General features: G+C 65.7%; 13 protein-coding genes. 3 read left to right on the forward strand and 10 right to left on the reverse strand.

Annotation, left to right across the window (positions count from 1 at the left end; translation table 11 throughout):
- Window positions 1-8: 8 nt before the first annotated feature.
- Entirely contained in the window at window positions 9-986 is a 978-nt protein-coding gene (locus ABKS89_RS26390; protein WP_348588235.1) for a sigma 54-interacting transcriptional regulator, read from the forward strand.
- 68 nt (window positions 987-1054) lie between these two features.
- Here ABKS89_RS26390 and ABKS89_RS26395 read toward each other — a convergent pair whose 3' ends face one another.
- Window positions 1055-1390 carry a hypothetical protein gene (locus ABKS89_RS26395; RefSeq protein ID WP_138214175.1) on the reverse strand — a complete coding sequence of 112 codons (336 nt, stop codon included), beginning with the start codon at window positions 1388-1390 and terminating at the stop codon, window positions 1055-1057.
- A 772-nt stretch (window positions 1391-2162) separates the two neighbouring features.
- Between ABKS89_RS26395 and betT the strand changes: the two genes are divergently transcribed.
- Window positions 2163-4121 (forward strand): choline transporter BetT, encoded by a 1959-nt coding sequence (betT, locus tag ABKS89_RS26400; RefSeq protein ID WP_138214174.1) that lies wholly within the window; start codon window positions 2163-2165, stop codon window positions 4119-4121.
- A 108-nt stretch (window positions 4122-4229) separates the two neighbouring features.
- Here betT and ABKS89_RS26405 read toward each other — a convergent pair whose 3' ends face one another.
- From ABKS89_RS26405 to yedA, 8 genes are all read right to left on the reverse strand, one after another.
- Entirely contained in the window at window positions 4230-5447 is a 1218-nt protein-coding gene (locus ABKS89_RS26405) for a hypothetical protein (RefSeq protein WP_138214173.1), read from the reverse strand.
- Window positions 5448-5572: 125 nt separating this feature from the next.
- The gene (locus ABKS89_RS26410) at window positions 5573-7612 is read right to left on the reverse strand and encodes an OPT family oligopeptide transporter (RefSeq protein WP_348588236.1); all 2040 of its coding nucleotides are present in this window, start codon (window positions 7610-7612) and stop codon (window positions 5573-5575) included.
- 263 nt (window positions 7613-7875) lie between these two features.
- Window positions 7876-8712, reverse strand: coding sequence for a taurine dioxygenase (gene tauD, locus ABKS89_RS26415; RefSeq protein WP_348588237.1), 837 nt, complete (start codon window positions 8710-8712; stop codon window positions 7876-7878).
- A gap of 85 nt (window positions 8713-8797) precedes the next feature.
- A complete protein-coding gene (locus tag ABKS89_RS26420) occupies window positions 8798-9616 on the reverse strand; it encodes an ABC transporter permease subunit (RefSeq protein WP_348588238.1) in 819 nt (272 codons plus the stop codon).
- Window positions 9606-10397 carry a taurine ABC transporter ATP-binding protein gene (locus tag ABKS89_RS26425; protein WP_348588239.1) on the reverse strand — a complete coding sequence of 264 codons (792 nt, stop codon included), beginning with the start codon at window positions 10395-10397 and terminating at the stop codon, window positions 9606-9608. Before ABKS89_RS26425 ends, ABKS89_RS26420 begins: the two co-directional genes overlap by 11 nt.
- A 114-nt stretch (window positions 10398-10511) precedes the next feature.
- Entirely contained in the window at window positions 10512-11531 is a 1020-nt protein-coding gene (gene tauA / locus ABKS89_RS26430; protein ID WP_138214168.1) for a taurine ABC transporter substrate-binding protein, read from the reverse strand.
- A 205-nt stretch (window positions 11532-11736) separates the two neighbouring features.
- A complete protein-coding gene (locus ABKS89_RS26435) occupies window positions 11737-12639 on the reverse strand; it encodes an acyl-CoA dehydrogenase family protein (protein ID WP_348588240.1) in 903 nt (300 codons plus the stop codon).
- Window positions 12640-12809: 170 nt separating this feature from the next.
- Window positions 12810-13697, reverse strand: a complete 888-nt coding sequence (yedA, locus tag ABKS89_RS26440; RefSeq protein ID WP_348588569.1) for a drug/metabolite exporter YedA — start codon at window positions 13695-13697, stop codon at window positions 12810-12812.
- Window positions 13698-13862: 165 nt separating this feature from the next.
- On the opposite strand from yedA, the gene ABKS89_RS26445 reads away from it, so the two are divergent.
- Window positions 13863-14309 (forward strand): Lrp/AsnC family transcriptional regulator, encoded by a 447-nt coding sequence (locus ABKS89_RS26445; RefSeq protein WP_081520044.1) that lies wholly within the window; start codon window positions 13863-13865, stop codon window positions 14307-14309.
- Between the two features lie 343 nt (window positions 14310-14652).
- On the opposite strand, the gene ABKS89_RS26450 is transcribed toward ABKS89_RS26445, so the two are convergent.
- Window positions 14653-15930, reverse strand: a complete 1278-nt coding sequence (locus ABKS89_RS26450; protein ID WP_348588241.1) for an acetyl-CoA C-acetyltransferase — start codon at window positions 15928-15930, stop codon at window positions 14653-14655.
- Between the last annotated feature and the right edge of the window lie 58 nt (window positions 15931-15988).

Here is a 15988-nt window from a genome sequence, read left to right on the forward strand (position 1 = left end):
GATTCCCCATGAACGCACCCCACGCGCCGCTACCGCTGCTGACCTTCCCCGACGCCGACAAGAGCCCGCTGAGCATCCGCGCCAAGGCGCTGGTGTTCTTCGACCCGCGCTCCCATGAAGTGCGCGACGAGGTGGAGCGCCTGGCACCGTTGCCGCAACCGGTGCTGATCCACGGCGAGACCGGCACCGGCAAGGAGCTGCTGGCCCGCCACATCCACCGCGCCAGCGAACGCCCCGGCCTGTTCGTCGCGGTGAGTTGCAGCGCACTGAGCCGCAACTACGCCGACGCCGAGCTGTTCGGCTACGCGCCGGGCGCGCACAACGGCCCGGTAGGCAGCCGCGCCGGCTGGTTCGGCTCGGCCAACGGCGGCACGCTGTACCTGGACGAGATCGCCGACCTGCCGCTGTCGCTGCAACAGAAACTGCTGCGCGTGCTGCAGGAGCGCGAAGTGCTGCGCGTCGGCGCGCGCGAGCCGGTGCCGGTGGACGTGCGCCTGGTTGCCGCCACCAGCATCGATCTGGGGCAGGCGGTGAAAGCGGGCAAATTCCTCGAAGGGCTGCAGCAGTACCTGCACGACGGCAACCTCACGCTGCCGCCGCTGCGCGAACGCATCGGCGATATCCAGCCGCTGGCGGAGTACTTCCTCGGCGTGCATGCGCAACGCCTGGAACTGCCGGTGCCACAGATCGCCACGGATACACAGCGTGCTCTGGAAGGCTATTCGTGGCCGGGAAACATCCGCGAGCTGGAGAACGTCATCCACTTCGCCCTGCTGGTCAGCCCGGACGAGGAGATTCGCCCGGAGCATTTGAATTTTTCAGGCGGCGCGGCGGGGTCAGGCGGCGTAGCGGGATCAGGTGGCGCGCTCGGAACTGGCGGGGAATCGAAGGTAAACGAAGCGGCGCTGGACCATCTGGTGCGCCAGCCCGGCGTCGAAGCGCAGCTGCGTGCGCTATTGCAACGCCTGGAGCACGAGCGCGGCTGAGTCGCCGCGCTGTAGTCGCCAGCGCGACCCGAAGGGCCGCGCACGGGCGACAGCATGCAACTGGGGTATTACTTGGTGGCGGTGTTCGAGTGAGCAACCACCGGGGTGCACGACGGGTTGGTCAGCTTGGCCGGATCGGTCAGCAGGCCCGGCATCATGCGCGAGGTGCAGTTGAAGATGCGGCCTTTGGTGGTGGTGGCGACGTAGGAGAGCTCCTGGCCACCCAGGGCATCCGGCTGACCGGCTTTGACGTCGCTGACGACCAGCTCGTCGGAGGAAGCCAGACCGATCATCTGAGCGGTAGCGGCTTGCAGCGGAACGATGGCCTGGTTGGTGGTCATGGTCTGGCAACCGGCCAGCGAAGCGAAGAGTGCAGTGGCAATGGCAATGCGTTTGAAGTCCATCTCGAGATACTCCCTGTTGGTGGTTTTTTGTCCTGCCGGAGGAGACTAACGGAATCGGCAAGTCAATCGCCATAGCCGTTTCACATGTTTTTCACGAAATATTGCACACCCGTTCAAGTTTCCGGACTGGAACCCGCTCTATTCCGGTAACTGTGCTATGCGGAGAACTGTTTCACCCGCCTGACAGCCGGTAATCGTGGCAAAGCCACGATTGGCGCTGAACCGTTTCACCTTTAGCGACGAACGGTCGCAGTGAAAGGCTTTGCCGAGTTGCAGGTCGGCAGGAGGGAATCCTGAGCAAAGAGTCAAAATCAGGCTAATTACCCGCGAATTCAGAGCAAAGCAGTCCCATCGACCAGATCAATACCGCTCATCAAGACCATTCACTTCTTTTCGTCACAATATTCAGGGAAAATGGCTATCAGGCGGTCGGGACCCATTTTCCCCGGCGCCATTGGAGACTATCGTGACCAGCTTTGCCGCTCTTGCTAACTTCTTCGCCGCCACCGCTTTCCTGACCGCGCCCGCGAAGGCCGACCCGGAACGCCGTGAGATCCGTGAGGCGAAAAAGAACCGTCGCAAGTAAAGCAGTACCCGCTCCGCTCGGCCCTCGAACAGGGCCGGCGGCGGGACCATCGGTCCCGCCGATTGGCCTTCCAGGGCCTTCCCGTGTTTTCATTGAATGCTTGTTCAAGGAAAACTTCGAGGGACCCCGCCCGTTTTGTCCGTTGCACAATCCCCCCCGTCCGTAACACCCTCCCCCGCCATGCGCATGAACCCACCGGTCTTCTACGGTGCGGCCGCGCTGATCCTTCTCTTCGCCCTGATCGTCATCAGCCAGCCGCAACAGGCCGGTGAATGGCTGCTCGCCGCGCAGTCCTGGGCTGCCGACAGCGTCGGCTGGTACTACCTGCTGGCGATGACGCTGTACCTGATCTTCGTGGTGGTCACCGCGCTTTCCGGCTACGGAAAGATCAAGCTCGGTGCCGACCACGACGAGCCGGAATTCAGCTACCTGTCCTGGGCCGGCATGCTGTTCGCCGCCGGCATCAGCATCACCCTGTTCTTCTTCTGCGTATCCGAGCCACTGACCCACTTCGCCCAGCCGCCGCAAGGCGAGGCCGGCACCCCGGAAGCGGCGCGCCAGGCCATGCAGCTGCTGTTCCTGCACTGGGGCCTGCACGGCTGGGGCGTGTTCGCCCTGGTGGCGATGGCGCTGGCCTACTTCGCCTATCGACACAACCTGCCGCTGGCGCTGCGCTCGGCGCTCTACCCACTGATCGGCAAGCGCATCAACGGCCCCATCGGCTACGCCGTGGACTGCTTCGGCATCATCGCCACGGTGTTCGGCCTGGGCGCGGACATGGGCTTCGGCGTACTGCAGCTCAACGCCGGCCTCGACTTCCTCTTCGGCGTCGCCCACAGCCACCCGGTGCAGATGACGCTGATCGCGCTGATGATGGGCGCGGCCATCCTGGTCGCCGTGTCCGGTGTCGACAAGGGCATCCGCCTGCTGTCGGACATCAACATGCTGCTGGCCTGCGCGCTGCTGCTCTTCGTGCTGTTCGCCGGCCCCACCCAGCACCTGCTCAACACCCTGGTGCAGAACATCGGCGACTATCTCGGCGCCCTGCCGACCAAGAGCTTCGACCTCTACGCCTACGGCAAGGACGGCAGTGACTGGCTGGGAGGCTGGACGGTGTTCTACTGGGCCTGGTGGATCGCCTGGGCGCCCTTCGTCGGCCTGTTCATCGCGCGCATCTCGCGCGGGCGGACGATCCGCGAGTTCGTCTTCGGCGTGCTGTTCATCCCGCTGGGCTTCACCCTGGCGTGGATGTCGATCTTCGGCAACAGCGCCCTGGACCAGGTGCTCAACCATGGCTTCAGCGAGCTGGGCCGGGTGGCCATCAGCGATCCGTCCATGGCGCTCTACCAGATGCTGCAGAACTACCCGGCCAGCCGCGTGGTGATCGCAGTGACGGTGCTGGTCAGCTTCGTCTTCTTCGTCACCTCGGCGGACTCCGGCACCGTGGTGCTCTCCACCCTCTCCGCCCACGGCGGCAGCGCCGACGACGACGGCCCGAAGTGGCTGCGGGTGTTCTGGGGCGTGGCCACCGCGCTGGTTACCGGCGGCCTGCTGTTCGCCGGCAGCATCGATGCGCTCAAGTCAGCGGTGGTACTGACCTCGCTGCCCTTCTCGCTGATCCTGCTGCTGATGATGTGGGGCCTGCACAAGGCGTTCTATCTGGAATCCCAGCGCCAGCGCGCGCGCACCCATTCTCTGGCACCGCCGCCCTCGGCCAAGCCCGGCGGCTGGAAGCGGCGCATCTCCCAGGCTGTGCACTTCCCCACCCGCGACGAGGTGTACCGCTACATGGTCGACGTGGTCAGCCCGGCGATTGCCGAAGTTTCCGAAGTGTTCCGCGAGAAGGGCCTGCAGGTGGATTCCGACCTGGACCTGAGCAACCTGGAAATCGGCCTGGAGATCGGCCACGGCGCGCAGCATCCGTTCCTCTACCAGGTCTCGATGCGCGGCTACTTCACCCCGTCCTTCGCCCGCGCCGGCATGGGCGGCCTGCACCTGAAGAACCGCCGCTACTTCCGCGCCGAGGTGCACCTTTCCGAAGGCAGCCAGGACTACGACCTGATGGGCTACAGCAAGGAGCAGATCATCAACGACATGCTCGACCAGTACGAGCGGCACCTGCAGTTCCTGCATCTGGTGCGCTGAGCCGCTGACAGCGGACCGGCGCCCGGTGCATTGATCGCCGGTGCGCCGACGTGACTCAGGGATGAACACCTCGCAGGCAAGCCGTGAACCGCTTCGCGGCCGTCTGGATCACCACAGGATGTGGGCGGAGGTCGTCTGTGCGGGATTTGTCTGCGGAGCGCTGACAGCTGCGAACTCGCGAGTGAAGTTGAAATCGATCAAGGCGCTGAAATCCAGCACATTCTCCGCACTTTTGGAGCCAAAAAGTGACTTGACCATGACCCCGCTCACCGGAGGGTGCCCAGGGTTGATCAACGCCGTGATGATCTTGCGCGCCGTGTTGACGCCATGTTCGGGGTCCACGTAGCTCGCATCTTTGGCAGCCATCATCAGCAGAACGAAGAATACCCAGCGTGGCGACATCTGCTCGCCGGTTTCGGTGAACCCTGGATGAGCTTTCACACTTCCCTTGGCTTCGACCAGAACGTAACGCTCGACTGCGCCGCTGACCATATTGCGCTTCACCCAGATCTGATCGATGCCGTTGGGCCTTCCCGCCTTGGACTTGCCCACCTTCAACTGATAGTCGGCGCTCTGGCTGGTCAGCATGATCTTGCTTGACGCGTACTCTCCACGAGCCTCGGTGACGACCCGCGACTGATGCGATCCCGACTGGGTCGGTATGCTCGAGGCCAGCTCGGAGAAGTGCGTCTTGAGGCGCGCGAGGGATTTTCCCTCGTGCTTCATGTATTTCTCGAAGCCCATGAGGGTCGTATTGGTGTACCCACCGTACATCCAATGAATCAGCTGGTTGTAGAGCGGCGAGCTTGCCTGACTGACGGAGAGGATCAACCGGATCATGTGGCCGTGCGGGTCATTCGGCGTAAGTTCCCGATTACGCTGCCAGGCCTCCAGAGCATCCCTCGCCAGCTGCGGGTCCCGCATGATTTGCGCGGTCATCGGATTGCTGGCCAGTATATGGGAGCTGTCGATCCTGGCCGGGCCCATGGTGTTGGCGTCCTGGGTCAGCGCGCTGCGAACGGTAGTGGCTTGACCGGAGTCCAGAAGTATCAGCTGGGACTGGCTGTTCAGCGCCGTCGGCTCATGGTGCTTGTTCAGGATCTGCTGAATCTGACCGTTCTGCTGCCCGGTGATCAACTGCGCCTGCAGCGTGCCCAACGCGGTCCGGGGATAGATCAACTGGCCGCCGCTGTTGGCCGTTGAAAGGCATTGAGCCGGCGAGACATGAATGTATGTGCGCTCCTTGACAGCAATCCCTTGATGGAGCTTGCCCAACAGGCTCGCGTTGAACGGGTGAGTCGGGGCATAACTGGGTAGCGTGTTCATGGGCGTCCATTCACCATATTGCCTTGAGCTGCTGTCAAACCTAGCCCAAATGCGGCTACTTGCCCCGGCCCGCCGGCGATTGGACGAGAGAGGCGCCGTGCATGCGCCTCCTCGCTGGCAGTGATCTACTGGCGCACCCCGCTCAGCACCTTGCGGTAGAACAGCACGCAGATCGCCACGAACACCACCAGGCCCAGCCACTGCGCAGTGTCCTCGAAGCCATCGCCGACCAGCGCCAGAGGCGTGGCCGAGCCGGTGGTGCCGATGATGGCGGCGAGCAGGATGCCCATCAGGCTCTCGCCGACGATCAGGCCCGAAGCCAGCAATACACCCCGGCGCTTGGGCTCGTCGGAGAATTTCTCCACATCCTTGCCGGCGGCTACCGCGCGCTTGGCCAGGGCGGTTTCCAGCAGCCAGCCGATCACCGCGCCGACCACCAGGGTCATGCCGATGGTCGGCGGCAGGTAGATGCCCAGGCCGACGGCGAGCACCGGCAGGCTGGCCTTGCCGGTGCGGCGCAGCAGCACGTCCACCAGGATCAGCGCGATGCCCAGCGCCACGCCGATGAGGATCATGTTCCAGTTCAGCGCGTTATGGAAAATCCCGCTGGCAATCGCCGTCATCAGCGTCGCCTGCGGTGCGGCCAGCGCGGCGTTCGGGTCCATGCCCTCGCGCGGCAGGGCGCCGGTGAAGCCGTAGGCGTTGAACAGCAGCTCCAGCACCGGCGGGATCACCAGGGCGCCGACCAGGCAGCCGACGATCAGCGCCACCTGCTGGCGCCACGGGGTCGCGCCGACCAGGTAGCCGGTCTTCAGGTCCTGCAGGTTGTCGTTGGAAATCGCCGCGATGGCGATCACCACCGAGGTGGTGAACAGCGCCAGAGCAATGGCCAGCTTGCCGCCCTGCTGGTCGAGGAAGCCGGTTTCCAGCGAGCCGACGCCCAGGATCAGCAGCGACACCAGGATCACCGCGATGATGCCGATGCCGGAAATCGGGCTGCTCGACGAGCCCACCAAGCCGGCCATGTAGCCGCAGGCCGCAGCGATCAGGAAGCCGAAGAAGAAGGCGAAGATCACGCAGACCGCCACCAGCCCCCAGAAGCCGAAGCCTTGCAGGTCCGGCGCGGCCTCGCCGAGGAAGTAGGAAAACACCACGAACAGCGCCACCAGCAGCAGGCCGGCGATGGTGACGATCCACTTCGCCGACAGGTCCTGCTCGGTGCGCAGGTCGCTCACCTCACCGCGCCCGCGAACGGCACTGAGCGACGACCAGACGCCCTGCACCATGGGCTTGAACAGGGTCGCCAGGGTCCACAGCGCGGCAATACCGATGGTGCCGGCGCCGAGGAAGCGCACCTGGCTGCTCCACAGTTTGGTGGCCAGCTCCGGCAGGCTCTGCCCGGCGGCCAGCACGCTGTTCACCGAGAGTAGCGGCACGGCTACGCCCCAGGCGATGACCACGCCGATCAGGATGGCGATGCCGGCGGTGATGCCCATCAGGTAACCGGCGCCCACCAGCGCCAGGGAGAAGCCGGTGGAGAGGCGGAACGCCGCCTGCCCGGCGGTGAGCCAGAAGCTGAAGCCTTCGGCGAGGACCTTGAAGCCGCTGCTGAGCAGGCTGAACGCGGCGGCGACCACGCCACCGGCGAGGATGTCGCGCAGGCCCGGGCCACCGGCTTTCGCGGGCTTGCCGGCCTTTTCCTCTTCCTCGTCCTGGCTGCCGACGCGCAGGATCTCCGCTGCGGCCACGCCTTCGGGATACGGCAGGCTGCTCTGTACCACCATCACCCGGCGCAGCGGGATGGTGTAGAGCACACCGAGGATGCCGCCGATGGAGCAGATGGCGGCGGTCTGCCAGAACGGGAAGCCGCTCCAGTAGCCGATCATCAGCAGACCGGGAAGGATGAAGATGATCGAGGACAGGGTGCCGGCCGCCGAGGCCTGGGTCTGCACCATGTTGTTCTCGAGGATGTTGGAGCCGGAGAAGTAGCGCAGCACGGCCATGGAAATGACCGCCGCGGGGATCGACGAGGCGAAGGTCAGGCCGACCTTGAGGCCGAGGTACACGTTGGAAGCGGTGAACACCACGGTGATCAGCGCGCCGAGGATCAGGCCGCGAACCGTCAGCTCGGCGAGGTTGGACTCGTCGGGAATCCTTTCTTGCATGTAGGCAATCTCTTAATGAAGCGAAACTGCCAAAGCGTAGGACAGTGAGCCATCCGCCGCGACCCAGAATGGCGACGAATGCGGTCTGCGGTGCGGCTTCGTTGCCGCAAGTCACGGGGATGGCGGGAAATTCCGGGCCTACATCGAGCTAGCTCCTACAAAAATCTCTCGTAGACCGTAGGGCGCATAACGCCCAAGGCGTTATCCGCCATTGCGGCGGATAACCCGTTCCGGCTTATTCGCCCTACCGGAACGAAAAGTCGTCAGAACGGCTTGTCGCCGAGAATGGTCGCGCGATGCATCACCCGGCGCTGCGGACGGTAGTCGTCCACCGCGTAATGCTGGGTCACGCGGTTGTCCCAGAAGGCCACGTCGTTCTCCTTCCAGCGCCAGCGCACAGTGAACTCCGGGCGGGCGAAGTGGGCGAACAGCAGGTCGAGGATGGCGCGGCTTTCCGCCGGCTCCAGCTCGTTGATGCGGGTGGTGAAGCCATCGCTGACGAACAGCGCCTTGCGCCCGGTAACCGGGTGTGTGCGGATCACCGGATGGCTGCGCGGCGGGTTCTTCTTGCGCGCATCTTCCAGGCGCGCGAGGTCCGCATCGGTGGCGCCGAAGCGCTCCTGGGGGAAGGACTTGCTGATGTCGTGGGTCGCGGTGAGTCCGTCGAGCAACTGCTGCAGCGGCTTCGACAGCGCCTCGAAAGCCGCGATGCCGCTGGCCCACAGGGTGTCGCCACCGTAGGGCGGCAGCTGCTTGGCGGCCAGTACGGCGCCCAGCGCCGGGGTCTCCAGGAAGGTCACGTCGGTGTGCCAGATGGCGTTGTCGCGCACGTCGGTGACAGCGGTGTCGAGGACGATGACTTCGCGCTGTTCGGGCGAGCTGGGGTAGATCGGGTGGATGTGCAGGTCGCCGAAGCGCGCGGCGAAGTTCGCCTGCTGGGTCGGCGTCAGCGGCTGGTCGCGGAAGAACAGCACGTGATGATCGAGCAGGGCCTGCTCGATCTGGCGCTGCGCCGCGTCCCCCAGCGGGTCGGCCAGACGCACGCCGGAAACGATGGCGCCCAGGGCCGGGCTGATGGGTTCGATACTCAGGGTGGTCATGTTCGTGTTCTCTCGTGAGGTTCACGGGAAGAGCCACGCTCTCCCCTACCCCTCGCCGGCATGGCGAGGGTGTCGAATCGGTTTGTTATTCCCAGGAAGCGAAGCGCTTCTGCAGCCAGCGCAGGCCCAGTTCGAAGCTCAGCGCGATGGCGGCGATCAGCAGGATTCCCAGCACCACCACATCAGTGGCAAGGAACTGCGCGGCGGACTGCACCATGAAGCCCAGGCCGCGGTTGGCGGCGATCAGCTCGGCGGCGACCAGGGTCGACCAGCCCACGCCCAGGGCGATGCGCAGGCCGGTGAGGACGTCCGGCAGAGCGCTGGGCAGGATCACGTGGCGCACCACCTGCAGGCGGCTGGCGCCCAGGCAGCGCACGGCCTGGATGCGCGACTTGTCCACGCGGCGCACGCCGGCTGCCGTGGCGATCAGCAGCGGCGCGAACAGCGCGAGGTAGATCAGCAGCACCTTGGACAGCTCGCCGATGCCGAACCAGATGACGATCAGCGGCAGGTAGGCCAGCGGCGGCACCGGGCGGTAGAACTCCACCAGCGGATCGAACGCCGCGCCCACCAGCGGGTTGAGGCCCATCAGGATGCCCAGCGGAATGGCCGTCAGCACCGCCGCGCCCAGCGCCAGCAGCACGCGCAGCAGGCTGGTGCCGATGTGTTGCCACAGCGAGGCATCGACGTAGCCCTCGGCGAGCAGGCGCTGGAAGGCTTCCACCAGTTGCTCCGGCGCGGGCAGGAACAGGGTGTCGACCCAGCCCAGGTGCGTGGCCAGCCACCAGAGCACGAAGATCGAACCGACGCTGCCGGCGGCGGCCCAGCGGCGGTAGTCGCGCGGCGCACTGCGGGCAACCGGCGCGGCAGCCGGGAGTTTGCCGGCAAGGGCATCAGTGGGCATGTTCGGCCTCCGGTTCTTCCAAAAACTCATCGAGAAGCAGTTGGCGCAGGCGCGCGAATTCCGGGTCGGACTTGATCGAGCGCACCGGCTCGCCAGCGGCGTAGCGGCGGGCGAAGTCCAGCGGCAGGCGCTTGACGATGCGCGCTGGCGGCCCGTCCATCACCACCAGGTCGGTGGCGAGGAACAGCGCTTCGTCGACGCTGTGGGTAATCAGGAACAGGCCCTTGCCGGTCTTGCGCCACAGGTCGAGGGTCAGCACCTGCATGCGCTCGCGGGTCAGCGCGTCGAGAGCGCCGAAGGGTTCGTCGAGCAGCAGGAAATCCGGCTCCACCGCCAGCGCGCGGGCCAGCCCCAGGCGTTGCCGCTGGCCACCGGAAAGCTGCGAGATGCGGTAGTCCGCGTGCTCGCCCAGGCCCACCAGCTTGAGGACTTCATGGGCGCGGGCGTTGCGCTCGGCAGCGCCAACGCCACGGATTCGCAGACCCAGCGCAACGTTGTCCAGCGCGCTCAGCCAGGGCATCAGCGCGTCGTCCTGGAACACCACTCCGCGCTCGCCACCGGGGCCGCTGAGGGTACGGCCGTCGATCTGCACGCGGCCGTTGTCCGGCGCCTGGAAGCCCGCCAGTACGTTGAGCAGGCTGGACTTGCCGCAGCCGGACGGGCCGAGCACCACCAGGGATTCGCCCTTGGCCAGGCTGAGAGTAAGGTCCTGCAGCACGACGCGCTCGCGTCCACGCTGCTGGAAAGTGAGGCTGACTGCCTCGGCCGTCAGACGGCTCATGTTCTGCCCTCCGTAGGGTGAGAAGGATTACGTAGCGGCTCCCTGTAGGAGCGGGCCATGCCCGCTATTCGCGCGCATGGCGCGCTCCTAAAAGGTTGAGTCCGTCGTTGCGTCTCAGCGCTGCCCGACCTGCACGCTCTCTGCCTGGCGCACGTAGTCGGCGCTGACGTAGGGCGAGTAGTCCTTGAGCACCGAAGGCACGCGCTTCTGCTCTTTCAGGAAGGCGGCGGTGCCGGCGATGTCCTTGGCGGTACCGCCACCCAGCAGGGCTGACGACAGCTGCGCCTGGGATTCGGGGAAAGCGGAGCCGGCCAGCAGCTCGGGCACGTCCTTCGGATCGGCGCCGGTCAGCCGGGCGATCTTCTTCACCTGTTCGGAATCAGCGGTCCACTGCGCCTTGTGCGCGTTGTAGTCGGCGAAGGAATCCAGGCTCACGCGGGCGAACTTGGCGATGACTTCCGGATGCTTCTCGGCGAAGTCCTTGCGAGCCACCCAGACCTCGAAGGTCGGTGCGCCCCACTGGCCGACTTCGGCGGCGTCGGTCAACACCTTGCCGGACTTCTTGATCTCGCCCAGGGCGGGCGACCAGACGAAGGCGCCATCGATGTCGCCACGGCGCCAGGCGGCGGCAATCTCGGTGGGGTTGAGGTTGACGATCTTCACCTTCGTCGGGTCGATCTGCCAGTGCTTGAGCGCGCCCAGCAGGCTGTAGTGCGAGGTGGAGACGAAGGGGGTGGCGATGGTCTTGCCGATCAGGTCTTCGGGCTTCTCGATCTTGCTGCCGTTGCGTACCACCAGGGCCTCGGCGGCGTTGATCTGCGCGGAGACGATGAAGGCCACGATCGGCAAACCGCGCGAGGTGGCGGCGGCCAGCGGGCTGGAACCGAGGTTGCCCAGTTGCACGTCGCCCGAGGCGATGGCGGCGACCACTTCCGGGCCGCTGTTGAAGCGGCGCCAGTCAAGCTTCTCGCCGATGACCTTTTCATAGGTGCCATCGGCCTGCGGAACCTTGGTCGGGTCGATGCCGGTCTGGTAGCCCAGGACGATGTCGGCAAACGCGGCGCTCTGGAAGGACAGGGCAGCCGCCACAGCGACGCCGGCCACGGCACGGCGTACGAAACGAGGTTTGTTCATGGTGTTTCCTCTGAAGGTAACGGCGGTGCCGGCCTCACAGAGGGGACGGACCACGGGACGGGTTCGATGACTTGATTTGGGTGTCCGGCGGTCCGGTAGAGCTAGATTACCGATATAAAAAACTTCGAATAAATAATTTTTAGTTCTTAACTTATGAGCGCCAGCGCTTGTCTCGACTCCGCTACAGGCCCCGTGCTACGGCACTTCAGGTAGCACCGGAGAACACCCGGGCGCGAGTGCCCTCCTGGCGCAAGCCAACCTGCACAGCGTGCTGCGCCACCGCCGCGGTTTCCGCCACCAGGGTCGCCAATGCCGCGCTGCGGCTGAAGCTCAGGCCGTTGCCCGCCGCCTGGGCGGACTCGAAGGCCACTGCCGACTGCTCGGACAGCCGCAGCCCCAGCGCCAGCAGCCGCTGCAATTCCCCCGCCGCCGCCCGCGCCGGCAGGTTCTCGAAGGTCTGCACGGCAAGGCCTAGGGCAATGTTTGCCTGCAACAATGCGGAGAGGCTGCCGCGCAGTTGCGCACGGGGCGTCCACGGCAGGCCGGGCGGCAGCAGGATGTCCTCGGGATGCAGGCGCACCTCATGGCAATGCAGCAGGCCGCCGCCGCTGGGCTCGAATCGATCCAGCCCGTTGCGATCCGCCGGCAGCGCGGCAATCAGCAAACCCTCGCTGGGCGCATGGCGCGCCGAGATCAGCAGCCAGTCCACCGCCTCGGCGCCGAAGCAGTCATGGCGCCCGCCCTGCAACAGGAAACCACCGCGCCGATGCTCGCGCGCCAGCAGGCGGCTTTCCTGATGATCGACCGCCTCGCCCCACAGCCATTCGCGCTCCACGCTGAGCGGCAGCAGGCGCTCGCGTTGCTCGCTGCTGCCCAGCAGCAACACGCTGGCCAGTTGCAGGTGATGCAGGGCGAACAGCCGCGCCAGGGTGCCGTCACGCTCGGAGAGATCGCGCAGGGTCTGCAGCACCTCGTCCCAGCCGGCGCCGCGTCCGCCGTACTCGCGCGGCACGGACAGGGCCAGCAGGCTGGACGCGCGCAGTGCATCGCTCCAGCGCTGGGTGGGAGGCAGTTCGGAAAGCGTGGAAAACGGTACCACCAGGCTCATGCACACCTCGGCTCGAAGGGTGATCAGTGGCCTGGGCGAATGGCGCGCGGGTGTACTGAAGGGGAGAAAGGAGTCAAAGAAGAACGGCCCCCGAATGGAGGCCGTTTCATACCCTAGCGAATCGCGCGAGACGCGCGAAATAACCTTTCGGGCTTAGCTCATGCCGCGAGTCAGAGCGCTTCCTTGCGCCGCCACTGCGGCAGGCCGATCAGCACCACCGCACTGATGATCACCGCCATCGCCAGGGATTCGGCCAGACCGATGTGCTCTCCGGCGAAGACCACGCCGAGCATCACCGCCACCGCCGGGTTGACGTAGGCGTAGCTGGTGGCCGCCGCCGGGCGCACGTTGGCCAGCAGGTACATGTAGGCGCTGAAGGCGATGATCGAGCCGAACACCACCAGATAGGCCAGCGCGCCCCAGCCGGCGGCCGTGGGCATCTGCTCCAGGCGCTCGCCGCTGAGGAAGCTGCCCAGCAGCAGCACGCCGCCGCCCACCAGCATTTCCACCGCGCTGGCCATGGCTCCAGCGGGCAGGTCCAGGCGACGACTCCACACCGACCCGAAGGCCCAGGTCGCCGCCGCGAAGATGATCAGCGCCGCGCCCGCCGGGCTGCCCTGCAGGTTCGAGCCAAGGTTGAGCAGCACAATGCCGAACAGGCCCAGGGCGATGCCGGCCCATTCCAGCGCATTGGTCCTGTTGCCGAAGAAGCGCCCAAACACCAGGGTGAACAGCGGCACGGTGGCCACCGCCAGCGCCGCCACGCCCGAGGCCACGCCCCAGTGCTCGGCCACCGTCACCCCGCCATTGCCGCAGCTGAGCAGGAGGATGCCGATGGCGCCCGCCGACAGGCACTGCTTGAGCGTCGGCAAGGGTGCGCCGCGCGAGAGCATCCAGACGAACAGGATCGCCCCGGCGATGATGAAGCGGCAGCCGGCCATCAGCATCGGCGGCCAGGATTCGACGCCAATGCGGATCACCAGGTAGGTCGACCCCCAGATGAAATAGAGGGCGAAGAAAGCGGCAATCAGGGTCAGTGAGACGCGGGCTCTGGGCATGGGCATGGTGGTCATGGGTGGGGCTCGACAAGGCAGGCAGGGCGATTCATTTTATGCAGGTCAATCGCCCCGGATAAGGCACAGACAACGCCATTACGGGCATAACACTTTTCTTTCGATGGATTTTCACAAGGCTTGCCGTCGAATCAAAACCGGAGTCATTGCATGGACAAGTACGACCGCGCGCTGCTCGCCGCCCTGCTGGAAGACGGCCGGCTGTCCTTCGCCGAACTGGCCCGGCGCATCAACCTCTCGCCTCCCGCCGTCGCCGATCGCGTGGCGCGCCTGGAGGCCGAAGGGGTAATCACCGGGTACCACGCCAGCGTAGACCTGTCGAAGATGGGCCGCTCGATCCAGTGCCTGATCGAGATGCGCCTGAACGACCACCGCAGCAAGAGCATGCTCGACCCGCTGCTGGAGATCCCGCAGATCATCGACTGCTACCGCATCACCGGCGAGGCCTGCGTGATGCTCAAGGTGGCGGTCAGCTGCACCCAGGAGCTGGAAGAGCTGATCGACCGCCTCGCCCAGTTCGGCACCAGCAAGACTTCGCTGGTGCTCTCCACGCCTTTCTCGCGACGAATCCATCCGGGGATGTTGCAGGGCGGCTGAGCTGCGCATCTAGAAGAAAATTGCGCCCGCCCCCAAACAACGGCTTCCCCTTGTAGGAGCGGGCCATGCCCGCGATCGCGCCCATGGGGCGCTCCTACAGGGGAGCTCATCACTCACCGGCTGGCTCCCACAGGCAACGTTCAGTTTCGTAGGGCGCATAACGCGCCAGCGTTATCCGCCATTCCCTTACCGGCGGATAACCTGTTCCAGGTTATCCGCCCTACGATTCGGGGCGCCGGCCTTTCGAAGAAGAAAAAAAGGCGGCGCCGCTCGCGCGGTGCCGCCTGAAGTCACGGAGTTGCTACATCGTGGGGCCGAAAAACATCGGTCCCGCTGTATTGGATTACCGTTCGACGATCGCGGTCACACCCTGGCCGCCTGCCGCACAGATCGAGATCAGCCCGCGCCCCTTGCCGGCGCCATCCAGCAGCTTCGCCAGGTTGGCGACGATGCGCCCGCCGGTGGCGGCGAACGGGTGGCCGGCGGCCAGCGAACTGCCCTTCACGTTGAGCTTGCTGCGATCGATGGAGCCCAGCGGCGCATCGAGGCCGAGGCGGGTCTTGCAGTAGTCCGCGTCTTCCCAGGCCTTGAGGGTGCACAACACCTGGGCGGCGAAGGCTTCGTGGATTTCGTAGAAGTCGAAGTCCTGCAGGGTCAGGCCGTTGCGCGCCAGCAGGCGAGGCACCGCGTAGACCGGCGCCATCAGCAGGCCCTCGTGGCCGCCGACGAAGTCCACCGCCGCCGCTTCGCCATCCTTGAAGTACGCCAGGATCGGCAGGCCGCGCTCCTTCGCCCACTCCTCGCTGGCCAGCAGCACCACCGAGGCGCCATCGGTCAGCGGCGTGGAGTTGGCCGCCGTCAGCGTGCCGCGCGAGCCGCGCTCGAACACCGGCTTCAAGGTGCCGATCTTCTCCAGGTTGATGTCCGGCCGCAGGTTCTGATCGCGCACCAGGCCACGGAAGGGCGTCATCAGGTCGTTCTGCCAGCCTTCGTCGTAGGCGGCAGCCAGCTTGTGATGACTCTCGAAGGCCAGCTTGTCCTGCTCGTCGCGCGGGATGGCCCAAGTCTGTGCCATCAGCTCGCAGTGCTCGCCCATCGACAGCCCGGTTCGCGGCTCGCCGTTCTTCGGGATGTGCGGCATCAGGTGGCGCGGGCGGATTTTCAGCAGGCTCCTGATTTTCTCGCCGTTGGACTTGCCGCGGTTGGCTTCCAGCAGGATCTTGCGCAGCCCTTCGTTGACGCCGATGGGCGCGTCGGAGGTAGTGTCCACGCCGCCGGCGATGCCGCAGTCAATCTGCCCGAGGGCGATCTTGTTGGCCACCAGGATCGCCGCTTCCAGGCCGGTGCCGCAGGCCTGCTGGATGTCATAGGCCGGGGTTTCCGGTGCCAGGCGCGTGCCCAGCACGCACTCGCGGGTCAGGTTGAAGTCGCGCGAATGCTTGAGCACGGCGCCAGCGACGACCTCGCCCAGGCGCTCGCCGTGAAGCTTGTAGCGCTCGATCAGCCCGTCCAGCGCGGAGGTCAGCATCTCCTGGTTGCTCGCCGTGGCATACACGGTGTTGGAGCGGGCGAAGGGAATACGGTTGCCGCCGACGATGGCGACCCGGCGCAGTTGGGTCATGCAGGGCTCCTGAGAATGAGCGTTGAAGTGCGCTCAAGGCTAACCTTAGCCGCTTGTG

Source organism: Pseudomonas sp. LABIM340, from assembly GCF_040017195.2.
In the GTDB taxonomy this organism is placed as follows: Bacteria; Pseudomonadota; Gammaproteobacteria; order Pseudomonadales; family Pseudomonadaceae; genus Pseudomonas.

Bases quoted from the DNA above. Each gene is read 5' to 3' on its own strand.
- ABKS89_RS26405 (WP_138214173.1), bottom strand. From the start codon at position 5,447: ATGAACACGCTACCCAGTTATGCCCCGACTCACCCGTTCAACGCGAGC.
- ABKS89_RS26390 (WP_348588235.1), top strand. From the start codon at position 9: ATGAACGCACCCCACGCGCCGCTACCGCTGCTGACCTTCCCCGACGCC.
- ABKS89_RS26420 (WP_348588238.1), bottom strand. From the start codon at position 9,616: ATGCCCACTGATGCCCTTGCCGGCAAACTCCCGGCTGCCGCGCCGGTT.
- ABKS89_RS26450 (WP_348588241.1), bottom strand. From the start codon at position 15,930: ATGACCCAACTGCGCCGGGTCGCCATCGTCGGCGGCAACCGTATTCCC.
- betT (WP_138214174.1), top strand. From the start codon at position 2,163: ATGAACCCACCGGTCTTCTACGGTGCGGCCGCGCTGATCCTTCTCTTC.
- ABKS89_RS26395 (WP_138214175.1), bottom strand. From the start codon at position 1,390: ATGGACTTCAAACGCATTGCCATTGCCACTGCACTCTTCGCTTCGCTG.
- tauA (WP_138214168.1), bottom strand. From the start codon at position 11,531: ATGAACAAACCTCGTTTCGTACGCCGTGCCGTGGCCGGCGTCGCTGTG.
- ABKS89_RS26435 (WP_348588240.1), bottom strand. From the start codon at position 12,639: ATGAGCCTGGTGGTACCGTTTTCCACGCTTTCCGAACTGCCTCCCACC.
- tauD (WP_348588237.1), bottom strand. From the start codon at position 8,712: ATGACCACCCTGAGTATCGAACCCATCAGCCCGGCCCTGGGCGCCATC.
- ABKS89_RS26425 (WP_348588239.1), bottom strand. From the start codon at position 10,397: ATGAGCCGTCTGACGGCCGAGGCAGTCAGCCTCACTTTCCAGCAGCGT.
- yedA (WP_348588569.1), bottom strand. From the start codon at position 13,697: ATGCCCAGAGCCCGCGTCTCACTGACCCTGATTGCCGCTTTCTTCGCC.
- ABKS89_RS26410 (WP_348588236.1), bottom strand. From the start codon at position 7,612: ATGCAAGAAAGGATTCCCGACGAGTCCAACCTCGCCGAGCTGACGGTT.
- ABKS89_RS26445 (WP_081520044.1), top strand. From the start codon at position 13,863: ATGGACAAGTACGACCGCGCGCTGCTCGCCGCCCTGCTGGAAGACGGC.